Raw genomic sequence first — 22,586 nt, 5'->3', positions numbered from 1 at the left:
GAAAAGAGGCAGAGGGGCGGATGAAATCGCAAACAAAACTAACACCGACAAATTGGATTTGTCGCAGGAAGATTATGTAATCAGCCAAAAACACTGAATCGTTAGTTTTATCAGATGTTTAAATTTTAGAAGAATGGCATAGGCTAGTAAAAACCGCAGGCATCGTTTCCATTTGAGGGCGATCAAAAATAGCGATCGCTAATGTATCCCCTCATTTACCACGGTTAATCCAAACGCCTCTGAGTCCAGCTGCTTTAGCTGCATGATAGTCTTCTACAATACTATCGCCAATATGCCATGCCGCCTCTGGGGAACATTTATGTTTGTCTAAGGCAATGGCAAAAATTTGTGGGTCGGGTTTAGCTGCACGTACCTGCGTAGAAATGGTGACGGAGGTAAAAAATTCTCTTAATCCCAAACTTTGCAATACTGAGTAAATCCGAGAATCAAAATTGGACAGCACCCCCAGGCTAACTCCCAACCGCCGCCAGTTGATTAAAGCTGGTAAAACATCGGGATAGACAAACCACGGTTCGCCAGTACCAAAGTGAATGTAAAGTTCGCTAAAAAAAGCCGAAAAGTCAGAAAATTCCTTGAGAACACCTGCCTTTTCAAAAGTGTTCAAGGCAATTATCCGCCACCAATCAAACTCACGCTGGGGAATATCTTGCAGTTCTGCATCTGGAAATATTGGCGGCGGCGCTGTTTTAAAGCTTTGGATGAAAGCTGTATTCAATGTTTCGGCTGAAACTGTAACGTCAAATTCCTGGGCTATCTGACTATAAACTTTGCCCACACTACCTTTGACATCGAAGAGTGTACCCACAGCATCTAAAAAAATAACTTTCGGTTGTTCCATTAAAGTTTGAAAATTTTGAATGTTGAATTTTAGATTTTGGCTTGTTAAGAGCTTCTGTGGGTAGAGTCTAGCATCTGCTAAGTAGATTGGCGGAAATTAAACAAATCATCGTAAATGTATTGGTTTTTTTACCAATGCCCAATTTGCAATTTCCAGCATTGAAAGTTATCGAGAAAGTGTTTCTATAATCGGACGGAATAGCCAATTAAAACCAACTTTCAGCTGATGGTCTAAAGTTGGCAATCTATATAAATAAGCAGCACGACGAGCGACGTATGCCAAGGGGCCATCTAGTTTAATTCCCAAACCAGTGAGAGTGGCGTTGTCTATTCCTAGTGCCATCATTTCTCCTAACTGTTGGTAGTGGAAGGGAAGGAGGGGGCGATTAGTCAAAGTTGCCCAGATATTCCAAGCAGTATAATCAGCTTGTTGAAAAGCCGCTTGTGCCGTAGCGGGGACTTGCTGTCCTTCAGCATCATGACAGTCTGCTAAATCTCCCAAGGCAAAGATTTCTGGATGGTCGAGGACTTGCAGATTGGATGTAGTGGTGATTTGACCGCGCTGATTTTGCTTGAGAGAAAGAGATTTCACTACGGGCGCAACCTTAGTTCCTACAGTCCAAATTACCAAATCCACGGGAATCGTATCTAGTTGGTTTTTGTACTCTAGGGAAATGCTATTTTGCTCGATTGATTCGACTTTGGTTTCTAAGTCAAGAAATACACCACGGGCATCTAAGGCTTTCTTTGCTGCTTCCCGATTAAACTCTGGGGAAGTTCGCAAAATTTGGTCGGCGATTTCAATTATCCGAAAGCGTCCTCTTTCGCCTAGTCTGTCGGCTAACTTACAAGCTAATTCTACACCACTGTAGCCAGCCCCAACGATCGCTACCCGAATTTTATCAGCATCCGATTCTTCTAAAAATCGCAGGCGTTCTTCTAAACGATAAGCATCAGAGATGGTGCGGAATGTGTAGGCGTAGGCTGCCGCACCAGGGACTAAATCTAGTGGTGTCTCACCTCCTAGCGCCAGCACTAATCGGTCGTAAGGAATTTCCGGGCCTTCTTGGATATTTACCCGTTGCCGATCGATGTCAATTCCAGACACAACACCTTGATAAAAACGCACCCCTGTGCCTTGTAAAATTTCTTCAAAGGGTGGGGCAATTTCCCAGGTTTGCAGTTCGCCAGTGAGTAATTCGTAAAGTAAAGGAGAGAATAGGAAGCGATCGCTTTGATCTACTAGAACAATTTCGGGTTTTTGCGTAGATTCCCAAGGTAATTGGCTTAACCGCAGGGCTGTGTAGAGACCACCAAAGCCTCCACCAAGGATACAAATTCTAGAAGTTTGTTCAGTCATCTATTCTATGTTATGGAACAATCAATATTAATTAGGCAACTAACTTCAGGGTAACTGAAAGTTTAGGTTTCAAAACCCTCCATTTGTATGAATGGTTTAACATCGCTAACTCAACACTGCTTCGATGAGAAAATTGGACAGCTTGCAGTCTAACAATTGGATAAACTTGTTAGAAAAGATTAAGGTTTTATTTCCATGAGTTGGTTTTTTTCGACGCTGGGAGTTTTCTTGGCACTAATGACGATTTTGCTAGCGTTGTATCTAATCACTGCGAGGCCTTATCAATCATCTAACTCTGTAGCCAATTCCTATGACGAATGGACTGAAGACGGTATTTTGGAATTTTACTGGGGTGAACATATCCACTTAGGTCATTATGGTTCGCCACCACAACGAAAGGATTTTCTCACTGCTAAATCTGACTTTGTGCATGAAATGGTACGTTGGGGTGGTTTAGATAAATTACCCCCTGGCACCACTGTCTTAGATGTTGGCTGTGGAATTGGAGGTAGCAGTCGCATCTTGGCACGAGATTACGGTTTTGCAGTCACAGGTATTACCATTAGTCCCCAACAAGTCCAACGCGCCCAGCAGTTAACCCAAGAGGAACTTGATGTGCAGTTTCTTGTCGATGATGCAATGGCACTTTCTTTCCCAGATGCTAGTTTTGATGTAGTTTGGTCGATTGAAGCTGGGCCACACATGCCAGATAAAGCCATTTTTGCCAGAGAGTTGATACGGGTGCTAAAACCCGGTGGAGTGATGGTTTTAGCCGATTGGAATCAAAGAGACGATCGCCAAAAACCGCTCAATTTTTGGGAGAAACGGGTAATGCGGCAACTATTAGATCAGTGGTCGCATCCGGCTTTTTCGAGTATTGAAGGCTTTTCCGAGCTTTTGGCAGCAACGGGATTAGTCGAGGGGGAAGTGATAACGACAGACTGGACGGAACAAACACTTCCCTCTTGGCTAGATTCCATCTGGCAAGGAGTGACCCGACCAGAGGGATTGGTGCGTTTTGGTCTATCTGGTTTCATTAAATCTCTGCGAGAAGTACCTACCCTCTTACTGATGCGGCTAGCATTCAGTGCTGGTCTGTGCCGATTCGGAATGTTCCGCGCAATCAGAGCTAAGTCGTTGCAGAAATCAACTAAACAGTATAGTTTGGTTAGCAGTTCCTGATAGCCTCGTTAGTTTTAGAGGTTATTTATAAATCAATATGGTTTGGATAACCACTCTTTACTTTCCTTGTATTCTGGGAAAAGGTTAAGAGTTAAGGGGTAAAGGATATATTTAAAACCTTTTCCTTTTCCCCTTTCGCCTTTAACCAAACCGTATTGGGGCATAAGCACTCATCCGGGTGCGTGCCTTTCAAATACTTACTGCTAACCTGAAAACAGCTTCGTTATTTTAATCCTAAACCTGCGATCGCGGCGATGGTTGGTGATGCTGCTCATTTTTACCCCTCCCAATTTGAGACAGTTTATCGCAATTGGGGATCGTGGGCTGGAGACTAGGGAATGGTTTGAGATTCAAAGGTAGATGAACGGAGTTCTGAGGTGGATTCATCCAGTTCAAAGGTGGATGGACGGAGTTCTGAGGTGGATTCATCCAGTTCAAAGGTGGATGAACGGAGTTCTGAGGTGGATTCATCCAGTTCAAAGGTGGATGAACGGAGTTCTGAGGTGGATTCATCCAGTTCAAAAGTGGATGAACGAGATTCTAACTCTCCTTCATCCCCAATCCCCAATCCCTAATCCCCACTTACTGAGACAACCGCCAAATCTTAATAGTGTTATCTTCACTACCGCTAACAAGGGTTTTGCCATCGGGAGTGAAAATAACAGATGTGACGGTGTTGGTGTGCCCCGCCAATGTGAGAATTTCTTCTCCTGTAGCTGTATTCCACAGTTTAATAGTGCGATCGCGGCTACCACTAGCAACAATTTTACCATCGGCACTGAAGGCTACGGATGTGACAGTATTGCCATGTCCCGCTAGAGTGCGAAGTTCTCTTCCCGTAGCTAAATTCCAAAGTTTGATGGTGCGATCGCGGCTAGCACTGGCTAAAGTTTTACCATTTGGGCTAATAGCCACAGTTGTCACCGTTTGAAAATTTCCTTCTAGTGTGCGGATTGGGTATCCTTTTGCTAGATTCCAGATTTTGATCGTTTTGTCAAAACTGCCACTGGCCAGAATCACACCGTTAGGACTAATAGCCACTGACCGCACCCAGAATGTATGCCCTGCTAGTGTCCGAATTTGCTCTCCCGTTGCCAAATCCCAGATTTTTATCGTGTTGTCATCACTGCCAGTAACTAAAGTCTCGCTATCAGCACTGATGGCTAGGGCATGAACTGAGTCAGAATGCCCTATAAGAGTGCGAATTTGTTTACGCGTTGCCAAATTCCAGATTTTAATGGTGTTGTCATCACTAGCACTAACTAGAAGTTTGCCATCTGGACTAATTACTACGACATTCACCTGCTGAAAATGCCCGTTGAGTGAAGAGATTAGTTTTCCGGTTGCGAGATTCCAAAGTTTGATTGTGCGATCGTCGCCACTGCTGGCTATGGTTTTACCATCAGGGCTGATGGCGACAGATAAAACTGAGTTTTCGTGTCCTTTGAGGGTGTTATCCAAGGAAACCTTACCCAAGCTAATCTGACTCAAAATCGCGTCATTTTTACCAGGACTATTTTGTTGAATCAACCTAGAGACCAAACTGGTTTGAATCCGGCGAAAATTTTTATACCAAGATTCGCTGAATCCAAATAACAGAATGAAAGCACTTACCAAGATTAAAATTCTCAGTAAGGGATAACTTTTTGGTAAAACTGGTGCTTTAGTTGGTGGTAATTTACCAGATGACTTACCCGCTGGGGGCAGTGCGAGGAGTTGTTTGGGAGTCAAGTCTCTCAGGACTTCTTCGGCTGACTGGTAACGTTCCTGGATATCTTTTTTTAAAAGCTTGTCGATGACAAAATCCAACTCAGGATTTATCGGACTCCGCAAATATTCTCGCCAATTACTTACCCAGGCGTATCCAGATTCCATCCACAACTGAAACGGCGAATTTCCCGTTAGTAGATGAAAGCAGGTAGCCCCCACACCGAACAAGTCGCTGGCGGGGAAAGCTTTCCCATCTCTAATTTGTTCTAGGGGAGAATAACCATGTGAACCAATGGATGTGCCAGATTTCTGCTGAACTTTGGCGGTAAATTGCTTTGAGGAGCCAAAATCAATTAAGCTTAATCGCCCATCATGTTTATTGCGGATAATATTTTCTGGCTTGATGTCTCGGTGAATAACTTTGCGATCGTGGATAAATTTTAGGATGGGTAGTAAATCTAGCAAAATAGATTGAATGTCTCTAGCGTTATAAGCCTTGCGCTGTTGCAACTCCTTTAACAAATTATCTCCATTAATAAACTGCTGCACCAAATATAGGCAGCCGTCTTGCTCAAAATAAGCTATCAAAGTCGGAATTTGAGGATGTTCCCCAAGGTCTTGTAGTCGCTGCGCTTCTTCGGCGAACAACTCCATCGCCTTTTTTTGCGACCAAGTTCCTTGGAATTTTGGAGCTAATTGCTTGATAACACAGCGTTCATTGAGTTTATCTACGTCTTCTGATAGATAGGTTCTGCCAAATCCCCCCTCATCTGAAAGGACTCGGATCACACGAAAGCGATTTCTTAAAAGTGACACCAGCGGGGTGCTACAACTTTGGCAAAACTTCTTTCCATTGGGATTCAGGGGATTTGAGCAATCGGGATTTAAGCAGCAGATCATGATCTGACAGGCGCGACTGCATGACAACTTAGGCTAAGTTTGTCCCGAACTTTCCCTTAAGATAATTGACTCTCGCTTACTTGTGGTAGATAAACCCTGTTCTGGGGATTGGGGAATTACTTATATAGTTAGCTTTTGTAAATAGTAGTCAGTCTTCCTCATGTGTGGAAAACTACGAGAGCCATAAGATTAATTATTCTATCGATTATATAATAATCTGAATAAAAATATTTTTTGGAACTTTTAAACCTAGTAATTTTGCTTGTATCTTGGCAAGCGACAACTGACTAAGTATTGAAGATAAACCCCGATTAATGAATCATTACTGACTATCAAATATAGTTAAAATGCTTACTAAATTTGTTTTAGCTATTTTAAATTGCCCATAATTAATTATTCATTTGATACTTCAGGTAAAAAGGCTGCAACTTACAGCAGGAGGCAGGAGGCACAGGGCAGTTCTTGCTGGAGGTAAAACTATTGCTAGCTCTAGCATTCACCCTTTCCAAATGTCCTAACTTATGTGACTACGGCTATACAGCAAATTTCAAGTCGATGCGATACACAAGCTAAGTCTGTTACCCAGGTATAAAGCATGTTTTACTCCTGAATTCTGAATTCTGCTGTATGTTATCTTGTTTCCTTGAATCTTGCTCTCCATTTCCGAATGGCATTAGCAGTTCTAGCTACAGGTGGCATGTATACATCATAATTTTCGTGTTGTATAATTTCATGCTGTGTAATTTTGTTTTGTGTAATTTCGTGTTGTGTAATACTTTTATTATTTAATTTTTGGGTAGTTAAACAGTTAGCCAAAGTCGGCAAATAACTTTCATTACTTAAAGCTTTCATCACTTCATCGGCAGTCTTAAACCGCTCCTCTAAAGTAATTTTCACCATTTTTCCTAAAATCTGGGCGAAACTGTTGCTGATATTTACTTGTTTTTGCCAAGATATTTCACCAGTTTTTGGGTCGTAGTCCAATTCTAAAGGACTTTTAGCAGTCAACATAAAAATACAAGTTACACCCAGTGCATAAATATCACTGGCATAAACTGGACGTAAAGAAAACTGTTCTGGTGGTGCAAATCCCCTAGTACCGATAAAGTTGGTATTGACAGCTTGATTGATTGAGTTTTCACAAACATCAACTAATTTCTCTTTCACCGCACCAAAATCAATCAGCACTATCCGCCCATCATATTCACACCGCAATAAATTTTGAGGCTTAATATCCCGATGAATCACATGATGTTTATGAAGATACTGTAATACAGGTAATAATTCCTGTAAGAACTGCTTAACTGAGGATTCACTTTTGGGCCCAGTTTGCCGCACTTCTCGCGCCAAAGTCAAACCCGGCACATATTCTTGAATTAAAAAGAACTCCCCATTCGCCTGAAAGTAGTCTAATAACATAGGAATTTGCGAATGACTACCGAGTTGGCCCAAAGTTCTTGCTTCTTTTTCAAAGCGCATACATGCCCTTTGCCAACTTTGGGGACTAGTCACTTTTGGACAAAGCTGTTTAATAACACACAGTGGATTCCCAGGTAATACGGCATTTTTGGCTAAAAAGGTCACACCAAAACCACCTCTACCTAAAATTTGCAGTATTTCATAGCGATCGCGAAATAGCCGTTTGGAACCACACATCTGACTCAACTGAGTTTGTTGTGAAATGCTCTCTTGATATTTCGTTGTTTTTTGAGGAAAACGATTCATTAGTATAAAGTATCTGCTTTTAAATGTCTCTAATTCTATGACAATTCTGTATTGGCAACAGTAAGATTACTGAATCTTTGCCAAATCCTCATTACTCTTCAAAAAGTAAAAATAAATTTTTGTAGAACTAGTCCTTTCACGGATGTGTGACGAGCTAATTTGTAGTTTTGTAAAGGTGAAAGTCTGTTGCGTGGGTATTTATAAAAATTTTGTATGAAGATACACATAATAAAACCCCTCTAGTTTAGCAAAAGGGGGACGGCGTAGCCGGGGTAAAAATATGCAGTTTCACGCTGAGTACATTTATAGATGCAAGGACTTACATCTTTACGTTCGCGGAGCTTCCCGCAGGGATGGGATGTTTTTTTGACTATACAGCAGATTTCAAACTAGTTAGGTACACAACGATTCGTCTGTTACCCAGGTATAAAGCGTATTTTACTTTTGAATTCTGCTGTAAGTACCGAATGGCACTAAGTTAAGCTGAAAGGTAGGCGGCGTAAGGATTGCAGAGGAGCAGGGGTGCAGAGGGGCAGAGGAGAATTTCTCTTGCTTCTTTCCGTATGCCTCTTGTTTCTGTCCGTATGCTTCTTCCTTCTTCTTTCTCCTCTGCTCCTCCGCTCCTCTGCACCCCTGCTGCCTCAACGATTTTCCCTTTTCTTAGTGCCATTCCTGTAAGTACCTAAGCTGGTGGAGTTTGTGAAGAGAAAATATCTGTGAGATTCTCCTCAACCAGCAAATCTGGTGTTTGTATAATAAATGGGAGTTCGGCTCCCATAAGACCTCTTTGGATGCGTTCTAAAGTCTCACTAAAAACGATAAACAGAGGATATACAGTATTAGCTCCCTCACTCAAAATATGACTGTGACGAAGAGGCATCAACCACTCATAATCATTGTCTAGATAAACTTGGGTTTGTCGCCAACGTCCTAACAAATCAGAAAAGTCTTCGTCAGCGCGATGAATAAAGACTAAAATTTCTGCACCAGTTTTGATTTTCCACTCTGGATCGCACATCAAAATTGCCACATCACAGGGTAAGCAAATCGTTTGTAGGGCTGTTGTAGCAGGATTGCGAAGCCGAACAATTGGCAAGGGTATAGTGATAACACTTTCATCTGGACGGCGCAGACTGGGAATCATCTCCAAGTATGGCCGATATTGCTTTAGTAAGGCGATCGCAGCTAGATGATTGCTGTACTCAGCCAAACTCGCTTCGTACTGAGATTTTTGCACAGTCATAGTTTATTAAATAGTGAGGAGTTAGGAGTTAAGAATAAAATTAATCAGTTAAAAGCTAAAAGTTAGGAATAAAAAATTTTAATTACTAACTCATAACTTATAACTCTTAACTATTAATCTTTTATCCCAGCTTTTCAAATACCGCAAACATAGGCAGATACATCGCTAGCAAAATGGTTCCCACCATTCCTCCTAGTACTACAATCATCACCGGTTCTAAAATACTGGTCATTGCTTTTACTGCTTGCTCGACTTCATCTTCATAGAAATCGGCAACTTTCATCAACATTGCATCTAATTCTCCAGTTTCTTCTCCGATACTAATCATCTGAATTGCCATAGCCGGAAAAACGGCATCTTTTTGTAAAGCAATGCTAATCATGCCTCCTTGTTGAATCTCCATACGGGCTGCGTCTATGGCATTGGCAATCACTTGGTTTCCTGATGTATCTCGGACAATTTCTAAGCAAGTTAAAATTGGTACACCTGAACGAGTTAAAGAACCAAAAGTCCGGCTAAAGCGCGCAACTGAAGATTTTTGAATTAAGTCACCAAACAATGGCAATTTGAGGGAAAAACGATCGATTGTGATGCGACCAACAGGAGTTTTACCGTATTGTGTAAAGGCAATTTTCAGTCCGATAAGAGCGCCAAGAAGGACGAAAGCACCCGGACTTCTCAGAAATTTACTAGCATCCATCAAGAATTGCGTTAAAGGTGGTAATGTGATTCCAAGTTGTACAAAAATTGTGGCGAAAATTGGAATCAGAAAAATAGTCATACCAAGAAAGATAGCAACTGCGATAAAACCCACAACAGTTGGATAAGACATTGCTGATTTAATTTGGTTTTGTAATCGGGCAACATCTTCTAACAACTTGGCTAAACGATTCAATACTTCGTCTAGAACACCACCAACTTCGCCAGCTTGAATCATACTCACGTATAATCCATCAAAACAGTCAGGATGCTTCCGCATTGCCTCTGAAAGATTCATTCCGCTTTGAACATCGGTGCTAATGTCTACAAGGGCTTGTTTCAATTTAGTATTACTACACTGTTCGGAAAGCACCCCCAGACTTCTAACGATCGCAACTCCCGCATTCATCAAAACGGCAAATTGACGCGAAAAAACGGCTTTGTCTTTCACAGAAACCTTAACCAAGGAATTCTGGAAATTTTTGAAGGCAACATCTGGCTGAAATCCCTGAGATTGCTTGAGTTCTTGGATTACAAAACCTTGATCTCTGAGATTAGTACGAGCTTGCACCAAGGATTCAGCAACAATTTTTTCTGTTCGAGATTTTCCTTGCGAATCCCGAACACGGGCAACGAAGTTTGGCATAAATAAATTCAAATTCAAATTTCAAAATTCAAAATAGTCAAGGAGATGAAATATGCTTCATCTCCTCTATCCCCAGTTTCTTTAATGTGCTTTGGCAGCCGCACCAGGTTTCGCACCTGCTGCCTGCGGTGGTACAGAAGTACCGATGAGACGTTGAATTTCATCAGGCTTAGAAGTCTTAGACATCGCCGCTTCAAAAGAAATCGTTCCTGCTTTGTAAAAATCAGCTAAAACCTTCTCCAGAGTTTGCATTCCCAATTTGCCGCCAGTTTGAATCGCTGAGTAAATTTGAGATGTTTTACCTTCTCGAATCAGGTTGGAAATAGCAGGAGTGACAATCAGAATTTCTTGAGCCATCACCCGACCATATTCACCGGGTTTAGGGTTTTTCTTGGACACCAAGGTTTGGCTAAATACCCCCACCAATGAGTTAGACAACTGCACCCGCACTTGGGTTTGTCTTTCATGGGGGAAAACGTCGATAATCCGGTCAACTGTTTGGGCGGCGGAACTCGTGTGTAGGGTACCAAATACTAAGTGTCCTGTTTCTGCCGCGGAAATCGCCAAAGAAATCGTTTCCAAATCGCGCATTTCCCCTACCAGAATAATATCTGGATCTTCCCGCAGTGCTGCTTTCAAAGCATTAGCAAAGCTCTTAGTATCTTCTCCTAGTTGCCGCTGGTGAACCAAGCTTTTAATTGGTTCATAGACAAATTCAATTGGGTCTTCCACCGTTAAAATATGTTCTGCTTTGGTGCGGTTAATCAAGTCAATCATTGCCGCTAGGGTAGTTGTCTTGCCGGAACCTGTAGGGCCTGTCACCAGAATAAGTCCTCTGGGTTTATCGCACATTTCCCGCACGATATCTGGCAGACCTAATTTTTCAAAGTTAGGAATCTTAGAACTTAATGCTCGTAAGCAAGCAGCATAAGCACCACGCTCTTTATAGACATTGACCCGGAAACGAGCCAAACCTTTGACACCATAAGAACAATCTAACTCCCAGGTCTGCTCTAGGGTTTTACGCTGGGTATTGTTGAGCATACTAAAAATCAGCCTTTGACATTGATCGGCTGTCAATACATGCTCACCTATAGGAGTAAGTTTGCCACTGATACGGAAGTAGGGAGGCAAACCTGCGGATAAGTGCATATCCGAGCCACCCATCTCAATCAACTGCTCCATCAAGTCTTCAATCATCATTTCCATAGTTTTGCTTCCTTTTAATGTTTTTTATTTGTCATTTGTCATTTGTTTAAGTTACTAAGCATCAACTAGTGACCAATGACCAATGACTAGTCTTAAAACCGAGCTGTCATACAGTAAGGACAATCCAGCCATTCTTGTTTCAATGTGGCATCGCAACTCCGACAGGTAAGACCAGTCTTACGTTTGGCTTTTAACTCTGCTTCCAAGCCAGTATCAGTAAACGTCACTCGTTCTACTTCTTCTAGAGTGGTGGAACCTTCACGCACTAAGTCCAAACTATAAGCCAGCAAGGTTTTCATACCCTCTTCTATTGCCACTTCCTTGATGCGTTCGGTGGGTGCATCTTCGTTGATCAGAGTTTGCAGGTTTTCGGTGACTCGCATAACTTCATAAACACCACAACGCCCTTTGTAGCCGACACCATTACATTTTGGGCAAAGGTGATTTTTGGCTTTGGCATCTGCGATCGCTTCTAATGTCAAAGTGTTAGCTTTATAGAAGGTGACTCCCACATCAGAGGAAGCTGATAGACCATAACGAGCTAATTCCTCAGTTGTGGGAGTGTAGGGAACACGACATTCAGAACATACACGCCGCACCAGACGTTGAGCTAAAACGCCAATTAGGGAACTAGAAACCATGAAAGGCTCAATCCCCATTTCTCCCAAACGAGCGATCGCTCCTGGGGCATCATTGGTATGTAAGGTAGTTAATACTAAGTGACCAGTCAAGGCAGCTTCAATCGCTGTTTTTGCCGTTTCCTTATCCCGCGTTTCACCCACCAGTAGCACGTCTGGATCTTGCCGCAAGAAAGCCCGCAGAGCAGTAGCAAAATCTAGCCCTTTTTCCCGAATCACCTGTACTTGAGTAATCCCTGGAAGACTGTACTCAATTGGGTCTTCTACAGTACTGATATTAATTCCGGGATCGTTCTTTTCTGATAGTGCAGAATACAACGAGGTTGTTTTCCCGGAACCAGTTGGCCCAGTTACCAAAATTAGCCCAAAAGGACGGCTGACCATATCCTGGACAATATGTAAAGTCTCTGGATCGGTAATTAACTTATCTAATCCCAGTTGGGTGGAAGAGTTATCCAAAATCCGCAGTACCACCTTTTCCCCGTAGCGACTGGGTAAGGTATTCACCCGGAAGTCCACCTTGCGTCCCTCAAACATCCGGCGGATACGTCCATCTTGGGGTAGACGGCGTTCAGCAATGTCTAGATTGGAGATAATTTTAAATCGGGCTGTCACCGCTGGGATGATTTTTTTCGGTAGGGGATCGAAAGCTTCGCGCAGTACGCCATCCTTCCGAAAGCGGATGCGTAAGTTTTCTTCTTGCGGTTCGATATGAATGTCAGAAACGCCCTCATGCAAGGCTTTAGCCAGGATTCTGTTGACTAGGTTGATGACTGGGGCATCCTCCGCGCCCTTCATCGCTGCCCCTAGATCGGCCTCCATTTCTTCAGGAGCATCCGAAAGATCGAGATTTCCGAGGTTTTCTAAATCCTGATTAATATCTGTAAACTTTTCTTGTTCCAGATGCTTCTGCTTAACAGCCATTTCATCCAGATATTGGTTGATTAGCTGTTGGTAATCTTCCTGGGTAATCACCATACGCTGTAAGGCCAAGCCTTGGGGGCGCAAGATGCGGTTCAGGTCATCAGAAGCCTCTAGATTATCTGGAGCGACCATCGCCACTAAAACTGAGGGCGGGGTTTGGTCTTCGTGTTTTGATAGTGGTACTAAGCGATGGCGACGGCAGATATCGACTGGGATGAGGGTTTCAATCAGGTTCCCCATCATCGTGTTGCCAACGGAATTGACTTCTGGATCGAGGAATTCAACTCCGTATAATATTTTCAGTTCAAATAGCTGCTGTTTTTTGTATTGCCTGAGCAACTCAGGCGATAGTTGTTGCCCAGTGATTGACTCTAATACTTCTGTTAAGGGTCTGCCAGATTTGCGGCTTTCAATTAATGCCTGCCTCATCTGTTCGGTATTGACATAGCCAGATTGCACTAGCTTGTTGCCGAAGGGCGAAAACTCTGTTCTGGTAGTTAGAGCGGTACTGCGCCGTTGTGGTGACGAGTAAGTCATAAATGAGCGAATGAGTAGGGGGAACCTCTGCTTAAAGTATTCCCAGGCTGTGAGACAGAATTCTCATTTACCAAAAAAGTCCTGAGTCACGTCGCTTTGCTTTGAATTCAAAATTAAAAATTCAAAATTAAAAATATTTTCAAATAAGATGAGGGGCGAGTCACATTTGGCGCTACTATTGCCAATTACTCGTTCGGGTTCCCGCCTTAGTGGTGTCTGGGCTAACGTGTTCACCATTTGTCACAATAAGAGGACGGTTATATCACTTCCAGGAACTTGTTGGCAATAAAATCAGCCCCAGTGGCACGTCGTGGATGACGACGGTTGCAAGCTGTGGAGATACACTGCCATAAATAGGATCTGGAATGAATAGACAATGATCGATGAAAATAAACAGATAAACAATACAAGCCAGCAATTGGGTGAACCAACAGAGGTAAAGCAAGCAATGAAGAGTGACTTCCCAGCCCAAACTAATTTCAATGAATCTGGCAGCGAGGTGACAGAGCAAGTGGCAGCCCAAACAAATATATCAGGCGATACTGCGGTCAATTCAGAAAATAGCGTCGCTGCAACTGAAAAAACTGAAGTAGAAAGGGCAGCTTTGGCAGAACTGACTCAACAAATCGAGTCCGTCAAAACGCAACTAGAAGAGCGTAGTACTCAATATATGCGGATTGCCGCTGATTTTGAGAATTACCGGAAACGCACTAGCAAAGAAAAAGAAGACCTAGAGTTGCAGGTGAAGCGGAATACGATTTTGGAATTGCTACCAGTAGTCGATAATTTTGAGCGGGCGCGATCGCACCTCAAACCGCAATCTGATGGCGAAATGACCATGCACAAAAGTTACCAAGGCGTTTACAAACAATTAGTAGATAGCTTGAAACGCTTGGGTGTATCGCCAATGCGTCCCGAAGGTCAAGAATTCGATCCTAACCTGCACGAAGCAGTAATGCGGGAACCTACGGATGAACATCCTGAAGGAACAGTGTTAGAAGAGTTAGTGCGCGGATATTACTTGGGCGATCGCGTGCTACGCCATGCAATGGTCAAAGTAGCTGCTCCCAAGGAAGATACACCTTTTGCACCAGAAGATCAGTCGAGTTCAGCCAGCAGTTAAGCTGTAGTCGCTCGCCTCGCTGACCTCAAGTGCCTGGGTTATAGCAAAGACGAGCATCGCGTACCTAAAACTTGGACAAGGCTTTGGATAACTCTCTGTGTTTCAACTTCTATCTTGCTATCAGCAACAGGGGTTGCACAGACGTTATCCGCTAGCCTTTGTTCTTAGCAGAAAAGTTAGTCCGCGACATATTACAGCAGAAATTTAAGTAAAAATACTGGCAAATATGGGAAAAGTTATTGGGATCGACTTAGGCACTACTAACAGTTGCGTCGCAGTTTTGGAGGCTGGTCAACCACTTGTGATCTCCAACTCTGAAGGTGGACGAACTACTCCAAGTATTGTGGGATTTGGGAAGAGTGGCGATCGCTTGGTTGGTCAATTGGCAAAACGCCAAGCCGTAACCAATGCTGAAAACACGATTTACAGTATTAAACGATTTATCGGGCGGCGTTGGGAAGATACTGAAATAGAACGCGATCGCGTCCCCTACAACTGTGTCAAAGGTCGAGACGAGACTGTTGATGTCCAAATTCGCTCAAAAAACTACACGCCACAAGAATTATCCGCCATGATCCTGCAAAAGCTGAAGCAGGATGCGGAAAACTTTTTGGGTGAGGAGGTTACTCAAGCAGTGATCACCGTACCAGCATATTTCACAGATGCCCAAAGACAAGCAACTAAAGATGCTGGCACAATTGCAGGTTTAGAAGTCCTACGAATCATTAATGAACCAACAGCTGCGGCTTTAGCTTTCGGATTAGAAAAGCAAGACCAAGAGCAGCTAATTTTAGTATTTGACTTGGGAGGCGGTACGTTTGACGTATCGATCCTGCAACTTGGGGATGGCGTTTTTGAAGTGAAGGCGACTTGTGGTAACAACCACTTGGGTGGAGACGACTTTGATAATGCGATCGTCCTTTGGATGATGGAACGTTTCCAAGAACAAGAGAAAATCGACCTTTCCAAAGACAAAATGGCGCTGCAACGCCTGCGGGAAGCTGCGGAAAAGGCAAAAATTGAACTCTCCAATATGGTGAATACCTCCATCAACTTGCCATTTATCACAGCGGATGACACCGGACCAAAGCATCTGGAGATGGAACTCAGTCGCTCCAAATTTGAAGAACTCGCCGCGAAATTAATTGAAGCAACCATCGAACCACTGATCCAATCGCTTAAAGATGCGGATCTCAAACCAGAAGCCATAGATCGGATTATTTTGGTAGGTGGTTCTACCCGTATTCCGGCAGTCCAAAACGCGCTAATTAAGTTTTTCAACGGCAAAGCTCCCGATCGCTCCATCAACCCTGACGAAGCTGTAGCATTGGGAGCAGCTATTCAAGCAGGTGTGTTAGGTGGCGAAGTCGATAATCTCTTACTACTGGATGTCACCCCTTTGTCCTTGGGAATTGAAACCTTGGGTGAAGTGTTTACCAAAATCATTGAACGCAACACCACGATTCCTACGAGTCGGTCACAAGTTTTTTCCACCGCAGTTGATGGACAAACCTCAGTGGAAATTCACATCCTCCAAGGTGAACGGGCGATGTCACGAGATAACAAGAGTCTCGGCAAGTTTCTGCTCGCAGGAATTCCCCCATCTCCCCGTGGTGTACCGCAAATTGAAGTATCCTTTGAAATCGATGTCAACGGCATCCTGAAGGTTTCTGCCCAAGATAAAGGTACAGGTAGAGAACAGAGTATCAGGATTACCAATACAGGTGGTTTGAGTAGCAACGAAGTCGAACGGATGCGCCAAGAGGCCGAACTGTTTTCCGAAGAAGATAAAAGACGTAAAGAACTGGTTGAACTCAAAAACCAAGCAGATAATTTGTTGTTCAGTTATGAATCTACGATCAAGGATAATAGCAACTTTATCGGCGACCAGATGAAAACCTTGGCCAGTGAAAAAGTTGCACAACTCCAAGCGGCAATGATTGACTCCAGCATTTCCACAGTGGAATTTAAGCAGCGCTTAGACGACTTCCAACAAACCTTGTTTGCAATTGGTGCTGATGTTTACAATCGAGCTAACAGCCAAACTGATGAGATTGAGGGGGGTTCATCTGGTCACTTTACCCCAGAAGTAGACTCACCAATGAATGGCACGCTGATACCACAATTCAACTTTGATTTTGACGAAGAAAGTACAGCTCAGGCTGATTATGAGGCGATAGATTAGGGTTTGGGCATTGGGCATGGGTAAGAAGGGTAAAGGGGAATGGGTAAGGGGGAAAGGGTTTATTTCTTCATCCTTTACCCTTTAACCTTTTCCCCTCTCTTGTTGCTTCCTCTGCTCCCCTGCTCCCCTGCTCCCCCACTCTCCAATTTGCAAATTTTTATTAAGACATTTTAATATATCTAAATATTTAGCGAAGTTTCACAAGACCCCAGCGGTTTGCTAGATTGTAGAAGCAAATTACTTTGGGCTAGGCAATGTGCAACTTCAGAGCCACTTCCATTGCATAAGGGTGGTTTTCCACACCTAATGGTGCGGCTAGCCCCTCTGGTTGATGGGCGAGGTTTTCCTCTCCTACGTAGCACAATTGTAAAAGAGACAGCCGACTCGGCAGTGAGAAGTCTGAGCAGAGGCTTCCCCTGTTCTTAACTTCTATAGCTTTTGTCGTCTCCCACGAGGAAAGCATCTGTTGCTCAAGATTTGTCGGTGATTTTTGTAAAAGGTAAAGGGTAAAATCAGTTATTAACAAAAATTAATTTTATCTTCTGCCTGCCTTCCGGCAAGCCGCCCTCTAAAGGACAATGTGTTGCTCTTGCATATCTGTAGGCAAAACACTTATCCATAGGGTAGCAAGTGACCGTGAATGACGTTCTACTGACTTCTGCTTTCTTCCTTCTAACTTTTACCTTTGCTATATGGCCCGCGACTATTATGAAATCCTGGGTGTCTCTCGTGACACTGACAAAGAAGAAATCAAACAAGCCTATCGCCGTCTAGCCCGGAAGTATCACCCAGATGTGAACAAAGAACCGGGGGCGGAGGATCGCTTTAAAGAAATTAACCGCGCTTATGAGGTACTCTCAGAACCCGAAACGCGCGCTCGTTACGATCGCTTTGGCCCAGAGGGTGTATCGGGTGCTGCTGGCGCGGGCTTTCAAGATGTCGGCGATATGGGTGGTTTTGCCGATATCTTTGAAAGCATTTTTAGTGGCTTTGCTGGCGGTATGGGTAATCCCACCCAACAAAGACGCCGCAGTGGGCCTGCGAGGGGTGATGACCTGCGGCTAGACCTGAAGTTAGACTTTCGGGAAGCGATATTTGGCGGCGAAAAAGAAATTCGCATTTCCCATCTAGAAAATTGTGAAGTTTGTAGCGGTTCTGGTGCTAAACCTGGAACCCGGCCTCGGACTTGTTCGACTTGTGGCGGTTCGGCTCAAGTACGGCGTGTGACTAGAACACCCTTTGGCAGTTTCACCCAGGTCTCGACTTGTCCCACCTGTAATGGAACAGGGATGGTAATTGAAGATAAGTGTGACGCGTGTGATGGTAAGGGCGCAAATCAAGTCACAAAGAAACTCAAAATTACCATTCCAGCAGGGGTGGATAATGGCACACGTTTGCGGATTTCTAGTGAAGGAGATGCTGGTCAACGTAGTGGTCCTCCTGGGGATTTATACGTTTACTTGTTCGTAAATGAGGACGAGGAGTTTCAACGAGATGGGATTAATATTCTCTCGGAAATCAAAATTAGCTACCTGCAAGCGATTTTAGGTTGTCGGTTAGAGGTAGATACAGTAGATGGACCAGTAGAACTAATCATTCCAGCTGGAACTCAGCCGAATACAGTGATGAAGTTGGAAAATCGCGGCGTACCCCGCTTGGGTAATCCCGTAAGTCGTGGGGATCACATGCTGAACGTATTAATTGATATTCCCAATAAAATCACCCCAGAGGAGAGGGAACTGCTGGAGAAGCTAGCTAAAATTAAGGGCGATCGGACTGGTAAAGGCGGTCTAGAAGGATTCTTGGGAAATTTATTTAAGTGATGATGCCCTCTTCTGTTTTAACTCCCGATGCTCAACTTGATTTACGCGGCACCCCTTGCCCGATTAATTTCGTGCGAACAAAACTACGTTTGGAGAAAATGCCATTGGGAGGTTTGCTAGAAGTCTGGTTAGACCCTGGTGAGCCCATTGAGCAAGTTCCTGATAGTTTGACAATGGCAGGTTATCAGGTGGAACAAATTACAGACTGCACTAGTTATTTTTCTCTGTTAGTGCGCCGTCCAGTTGCTAGCCAATGACAGGGGAAAATTTTGCCGCAACTGGACAGTTATTGGGTACGGTGGTGGCTGTACAGGCTAATTTTTACCGAGTACAGATGGATAAAGAGGCAGGGGAGCAGAGGAGCAGGGGAGCAGAGGAGAAACTGGATTTAAATGCCTCTTTGCCCTCGCCTCCTCTTTTGCTTTGTACCCGAAGAACACGCCTGAAAAAAATTGGACAACAGGTGATGGTAGGCGATCGCGTTGTCGTAGAAGAGCCAGATTGGGCTGGAGGACGGGGTGCGATCGCTGATGTTTTACCCCGTCAAAGTGAGTTAGATCGTCCGGCGATCGCCAATGTCAACCAAATCCTCTTGGTATTTGCCGTTGCCGATCCACCTTTGGAACCTTATCAGCTGAGTCGGTTTCTCATTAAGGCTGAGTCTACTGGCTTGGATGTGCTTTTATGCTTGAATAAAAGTGATTTAATTTCATCGCAAGAACAGCAAAAAGTTAGCGATCGCCTACTTGGTTGGGGCTATGAACCAATATTTATCAGCGTTAAAGATGGTATTAATACTGAGCAAGCAGCCAAATATTTGAGCAATAAAATTACCGTCATTGCTGGGCCTTCCGGGGTTGGTAAATCCAGTCTGATTAATACGCTAATTGACTCTGCCAAACTGCGAGTCGGAGAAGTTTCTGGTAAACTGGCTCGTGGTCGTCATACCACTCGCCATATAGAATTATTTGAGTTGCCTAGTGGTGGTTTACTGGCAGACACTCCCGGTTTTAATCAGCCGGATATGGATTGTGTCCCAGAAGAATTAATCCACTATTTCCCAGAAGCCAGAAAGCGGTTAGCAGTTGCTAGCTGTCGGTTTAGTGATTGTCTGCACCGAGACGAGCCTGAGTGTGTGGTGCGGGGAGACTGGGAACGATACGAACATTATTTAGAATTTTTGGACGCGGCGATCGCTCATCAAACACACCTACACCAACAAGCCGATCCAGAATCCACCATGAAGTTAAAAAGTAAAAGCAAAGGCAAAGGGCAGAGTCAATACGAACCCAAGTTAGAAAGTAAAAAATATCGCCGGATTTCCCGAAAGACTCAGTTACAAGACTTGCAAGAGTTATATCGGGATGAGGAATAAGGAGTGCGAGTCCAAGAATATTGGATTGCAAATTGGCAATTACAGCAGCTAGAACTTTATCGCAGAGAAGCTGCCCAATTAAAACTGATCGCAACCTTGTTGGCTGATGACGAAATCACATCACCACTTTTACCAGGTTTCGGCGTTCGAGTTCAGCGTTTTTTTATATAATTCTGGCGTAGACGCAGCCCGCACTTCTCTACGAGACGCTGCGCGTAGCTTGCTTGCTTCACCGGAGAGGTAGGACTTGGCTCAGTGACCATCCCACGGTAGGCATCGCTCATCAAACTCAGCTGCACCAACAAGCTAGGCAAAGGGCAGAGCCAGTACGAACCCAAGTTAGAAAGTAAAAAATACTGCCAGATTTCTCGGAAGACTCAGTTATAAATGACGTTTTTTTAAACCTAAGTAAGTCTCCCACAGAAACGCACGTTAACCCAGAATATTGCCGGGAGAAGAAGCAAACCCGTAATTGAGTAAGTCGGCGATCAAAATTCAATGTATATGAAGAAATATAAATTTGAAGTAAGGTGTGTTATGCCGTAGGCTAACGCACCTTGAATTGTTGAGGTTAGTTAGGTGAAAAATTGGCAGAACACTTACCAGCTAAAGGTCTTGAACCGGAGTAAATATTTTCAGTGTTGGATTATACAATAAACAAATAGGCAAATTTTACAACTAGTTAACAACAAAAGGCGATGGAGGTACAACAATTGTTGTACCCTCACAAGCACTGTAATTAACTAAATTGAAAACTATTCTTACGATCCCCATAAAGTCTTAAAATATTGTTAATTTCAGGCAAACCTCTCGACCTTCAACTTACAAGTATCACCCCAAAATCACTATGGCTATCGGCTACGTCGCGCTCGTACTCCACGCACATCTACCCTTCGTTCGTCACCCGGAAAGTGACTACGTGCTGGAGGAAGAATGGCTCTATGAAGCCATCACAGAAACCTACATCCCCTTATTGAAAGTATTTGAAGGCTTAAAGCGAGACGGTATCGACTTTAAAATCACGATGAGTATGACACCCCCTTTAGTGTCGATGCTTCGCGATCCTTTGCTTCAAGAACGCTACGAAGCACACTTAGCTCAACTAGAAGAACTCATAGCACTAGAAGCAGAACATAATGTCAACAACGGGCATCTTCGTTATTTAGCCGAACATTACGCGACTGAGTTTAGCGAAGCGCGTCAGCTATGGGAACGGTACGGCGGGGACTTGGTGACAGCTTTTAAGAAGTTCCAAGACAGTAACAACCTGGAAATCATTACTTGCGGCGCTACTCACGGCTATTTACCGTTGATGAAAATGTATCCACAAGCAGTGTGGGCGCAAATTCAGGTAGCCTGCGAACATTACGAACAAACCTTTGGAAAAGCACCCAGAGGCATTTGGTTGCCGGAATGTGCCTACTATGAAGGTTTAGAGCGGATGTTAGCTGATGCTGGGTTACGCTATTTCCTCACTGATGGGCATGGCATCCTTTACGCCCGTCCCCGGCCGCGCTTTGGCACTTATGCGCCAATTTATACAGAAACTGGTGTTGCTGTCTTTGGTCGAGATCATGAATCTTCGCAACAGGTATGGTCTTCTGAGGTGGGCTATCCTGGGGCGGCGGAATATCGAGAATTTTACAAAGATTTGGGCTGGGAAGCAGAATATGAGTACATCAAGCCCTATATTATGCCCAATGGTCAGCGGAAAAATACGGGCATTAAGTATCACAAAATTACGGGACGTGGCTTAGGTCTATCAGATAAGGCGCTCTACGACCCTTATTGGGCTAGGGAAAAGGCAGCAGAACACGCTGCTAACTTTATGTATAATCGAGAGCGGCAATCTGAGCATCTCTATGGCATAATGCAGCGACCGCCAGTAATCGTTTCGCCTTATGACGCAGAGTTATTTGGACATTGGTGGTATGAAGGTCCTTGGTTCATCGATTACCTATTCCGCAAATCGTGGTATGACCAAAAAACATATCAAATGACCCATTTAGCAGACTATTTGCGAGATCAGCCAACTCAGCAAGTGTGTCGTCCTTCGCAGTCGAGTTGGGGTTTCAAGGGTTTCCACGAGTATTGGTTGAATGAAACAAATGCGTGGGTTTATCCACATTTGCATAAAGCTGCTGAACGGATGATTGAAATTTCGCACCTAGAACCAGAGGATGAGTTGGGGGAAAAAGCATTGAACCAAGCAGCGCGGGAATTGTTATTAGCACAATCTTCCGACTGGGCATTTATTATGCGGACGGGAACGATGGTACCCTATGCAGTTAGACGGACGCGATCGCACCTGATGCGCTTCAATAAGCTCTATGAAGATGTGAAAATCGGCAAAGTTGACAGTGGTTGGTTGGAAAAAGTCGAGTTAATGGATAATATCTTCCCCGAAATTAACTATCGCGTCTATCGTCCGCTATAGTCTCACAAAAAA

At 43.8% G+C, this 22,586-nt stretch carries 17 protein-coding genes and 1 pseudogene; 8 read left to right on the top strand and 10 right to left on the bottom strand.

Annotated features, from left to right (window positions below):
• Positions 1-211 precede the first annotated feature (211 nt).
• Together V7K53_RS30825 and V7K53_RS30820 are read right to left on the bottom strand one after the other, a co-directional pair.
• The gene (locus V7K53_RS30825; protein WP_335201278.1) at positions 212-859 is read right to left on the bottom strand and encodes an HAD-IA family hydrolase; all 648 of its coding nucleotides are present in this window, start codon (positions 857-859) and stop codon (positions 212-214) included.
• Positions 860-1,024: 165 nt separating this feature from the next.
• Positions 1,025-2,218, bottom strand: a complete 1,194-nt coding sequence (locus V7K53_RS30820) for an NAD(P)/FAD-dependent oxidoreductase (protein WP_335201277.1) — start codon at positions 2,216-2,218, stop codon at positions 1,025-1,027.
• Between the two features lie 195 nt (positions 2,219-2,413).
• On the opposite strand from V7K53_RS30820, the gene V7K53_RS30815 reads away from it, so the two are divergent.
• Complete coding sequence (locus V7K53_RS30815; protein ID WP_335201275.1) at positions 2,414-3,400, top strand: methyltransferase domain-containing protein; 987 nt, start codon at positions 2,414-2,416, stop codon at positions 3,398-3,400.
• A gap of 331 nt (positions 3,401-3,731) precedes the next feature.
• Here V7K53_RS30815 and V7K53_RS30810 read toward each other — a convergent pair whose 3' ends face one another.
• From V7K53_RS30810 to V7K53_RS30780, 7 genes and pseudogenes are all read right to left on the bottom strand, one after another.
• Positions 3,732-3,968 carry a hypothetical protein gene (locus V7K53_RS30810; protein WP_335201274.1) on the bottom strand — a complete coding sequence of 79 codons (237 nt, stop codon included), beginning with the start codon at positions 3,966-3,968 and terminating at the stop codon, positions 3,732-3,734.
• Between the two features lie 14 nt (positions 3,969-3,982).
• The gene (locus tag V7K53_RS30805; protein ID WP_335201273.1) at positions 3,983-6,010 is read right to left on the bottom strand and encodes a serine/threonine-protein kinase; all 2,028 of its coding nucleotides are present in this window, start codon (positions 6,008-6,010) and stop codon (positions 3,983-3,985) included.
• A gap of 630 nt (positions 6,011-6,640) precedes the next feature.
• Entirely contained in the window at positions 6,641-7,735 is a 1,095-nt protein-coding gene (locus V7K53_RS30800) for a serine/threonine-protein kinase (protein WP_335201272.1), read from the bottom strand.
• A gap of 682 nt (positions 7,736-8,417) precedes the next feature.
• Positions 8,418-8,978 (bottom strand): hypothetical protein, encoded by a 561-nt coding sequence (locus tag V7K53_RS30795; protein WP_335201271.1) that lies wholly within the window; start codon positions 8,976-8,978, stop codon positions 8,418-8,420.
• A 121-nt stretch (positions 8,979-9,099) separates the two neighbouring features.
• Complete coding sequence (locus V7K53_RS30790) at positions 9,100-10,323, bottom strand: type II secretion system F family protein (protein ID WP_335201270.1); 1,224 nt, start codon at positions 10,321-10,323, stop codon at positions 9,100-9,102.
• Positions 10,324-10,404: 81 nt separating this feature from the next.
• Positions 10,405-11,535, bottom strand: a pseudogene (locus V7K53_RS30785) (type IV pilus twitching motility protein PilT); the annotation flags it as partial.
• Between the two features lie 89 nt (positions 11,536-11,624).
• The gene (locus V7K53_RS30780) at positions 11,625-13,631 is read right to left on the bottom strand and encodes a GspE/PulE family protein (protein WP_335201269.1); all 2,007 of its coding nucleotides are present in this window, start codon (positions 13,629-13,631) and stop codon (positions 11,625-11,627) included.
• Positions 13,632-14,007: 376 nt separating this feature from the next.
• Here V7K53_RS30780 and grpE point away from each other — a divergent pair, with 376 nt between their 5' ends.
• Positions 14,008-14,754: a nucleotide exchange factor GrpE gene (gene grpE / locus V7K53_RS30775; protein ID WP_335201268.1), complete on the top strand. Its 747-nt coding sequence runs from the start codon at positions 14,008-14,010 to the stop codon at positions 14,752-14,754.
• A 226-nt stretch (positions 14,755-14,980) separates the two neighbouring features.
• A complete protein-coding gene (gene dnaK / locus V7K53_RS30770) occupies positions 14,981-16,939 on the top strand; it encodes a molecular chaperone DnaK (RefSeq protein ID WP_335201267.1) in 1,959 nt (652 codons plus the stop codon).
• Positions 16,940-17,186: 247 nt separating this feature from the next.
• Here dnaK and V7K53_RS30765 read toward each other — a convergent pair whose 3' ends face one another.
• Positions 17,187-17,465: a hypothetical protein gene (locus tag V7K53_RS30765; RefSeq protein WP_335201266.1), complete on the bottom strand. Its 279-nt coding sequence runs from the start codon at positions 17,463-17,465 to the stop codon at positions 17,187-17,189.
• A gap of 166 nt (positions 17,466-17,631) precedes the next feature.
• Here V7K53_RS30765 and dnaJ point away from each other — a divergent pair, with 166 nt between their 5' ends.
• The 5 genes from dnaJ to V7K53_RS30740 all read left to right on the top strand — a co-directional run bounded on the left by dnaJ (position 17,632) and on the right by V7K53_RS30740 (position 22,574).
• A complete protein-coding gene (dnaJ, locus tag V7K53_RS30760; protein WP_335201265.1) occupies positions 17,632-18,762 on the top strand; it encodes a molecular chaperone DnaJ in 1,131 nt (376 codons plus the stop codon).
• A complete protein-coding gene (locus tag V7K53_RS30755; protein ID WP_099102520.1) occupies positions 18,762-19,019 on the top strand; it encodes a sulfurtransferase TusA family protein in 258 nt (85 codons plus the stop codon). The genes dnaJ and V7K53_RS30755 overlap by 1 nt, the downstream gene beginning before the upstream one ends.
• Entirely contained in the window at positions 19,016-20,137 is a 1,122-nt protein-coding gene (gene rsgA, locus V7K53_RS30750; protein WP_335201264.1) for a small ribosomal subunit biogenesis GTPase RsgA, read from the top strand. Before V7K53_RS30755 ends, rsgA begins: the two co-directional genes overlap by 4 nt.
• A 3-nt stretch (positions 20,138-20,140) precedes the next feature.
• A complete protein-coding gene (locus tag V7K53_RS30745; RefSeq protein WP_442940520.1) occupies positions 20,141-20,308 on the top strand; it encodes a Uma2 family endonuclease in 168 nt (55 codons plus the stop codon).
• Positions 20,309-20,984: 676 nt separating this feature from the next.
• A complete protein-coding gene (locus V7K53_RS30740; protein WP_335201263.1) occupies positions 20,985-22,574 on the top strand; it encodes a glycoside hydrolase family 57 protein in 1,590 nt (529 codons plus the stop codon).
• Positions 22,575-22,586 lie beyond the last annotated feature (12 nt).

This window comes from Nostoc sp. (assembly GCF_036917355.1).
In the GTDB taxonomy this organism is placed as follows: domain Bacteria; phylum Cyanobacteriota; class Cyanobacteriia; order Cyanobacteriales; family Nostocaceae; genus Nostoc.
Note: the sequence above shows the minus strand (reverse complement) of the source record. Positions and strands in the feature narration are given on the sequence as shown.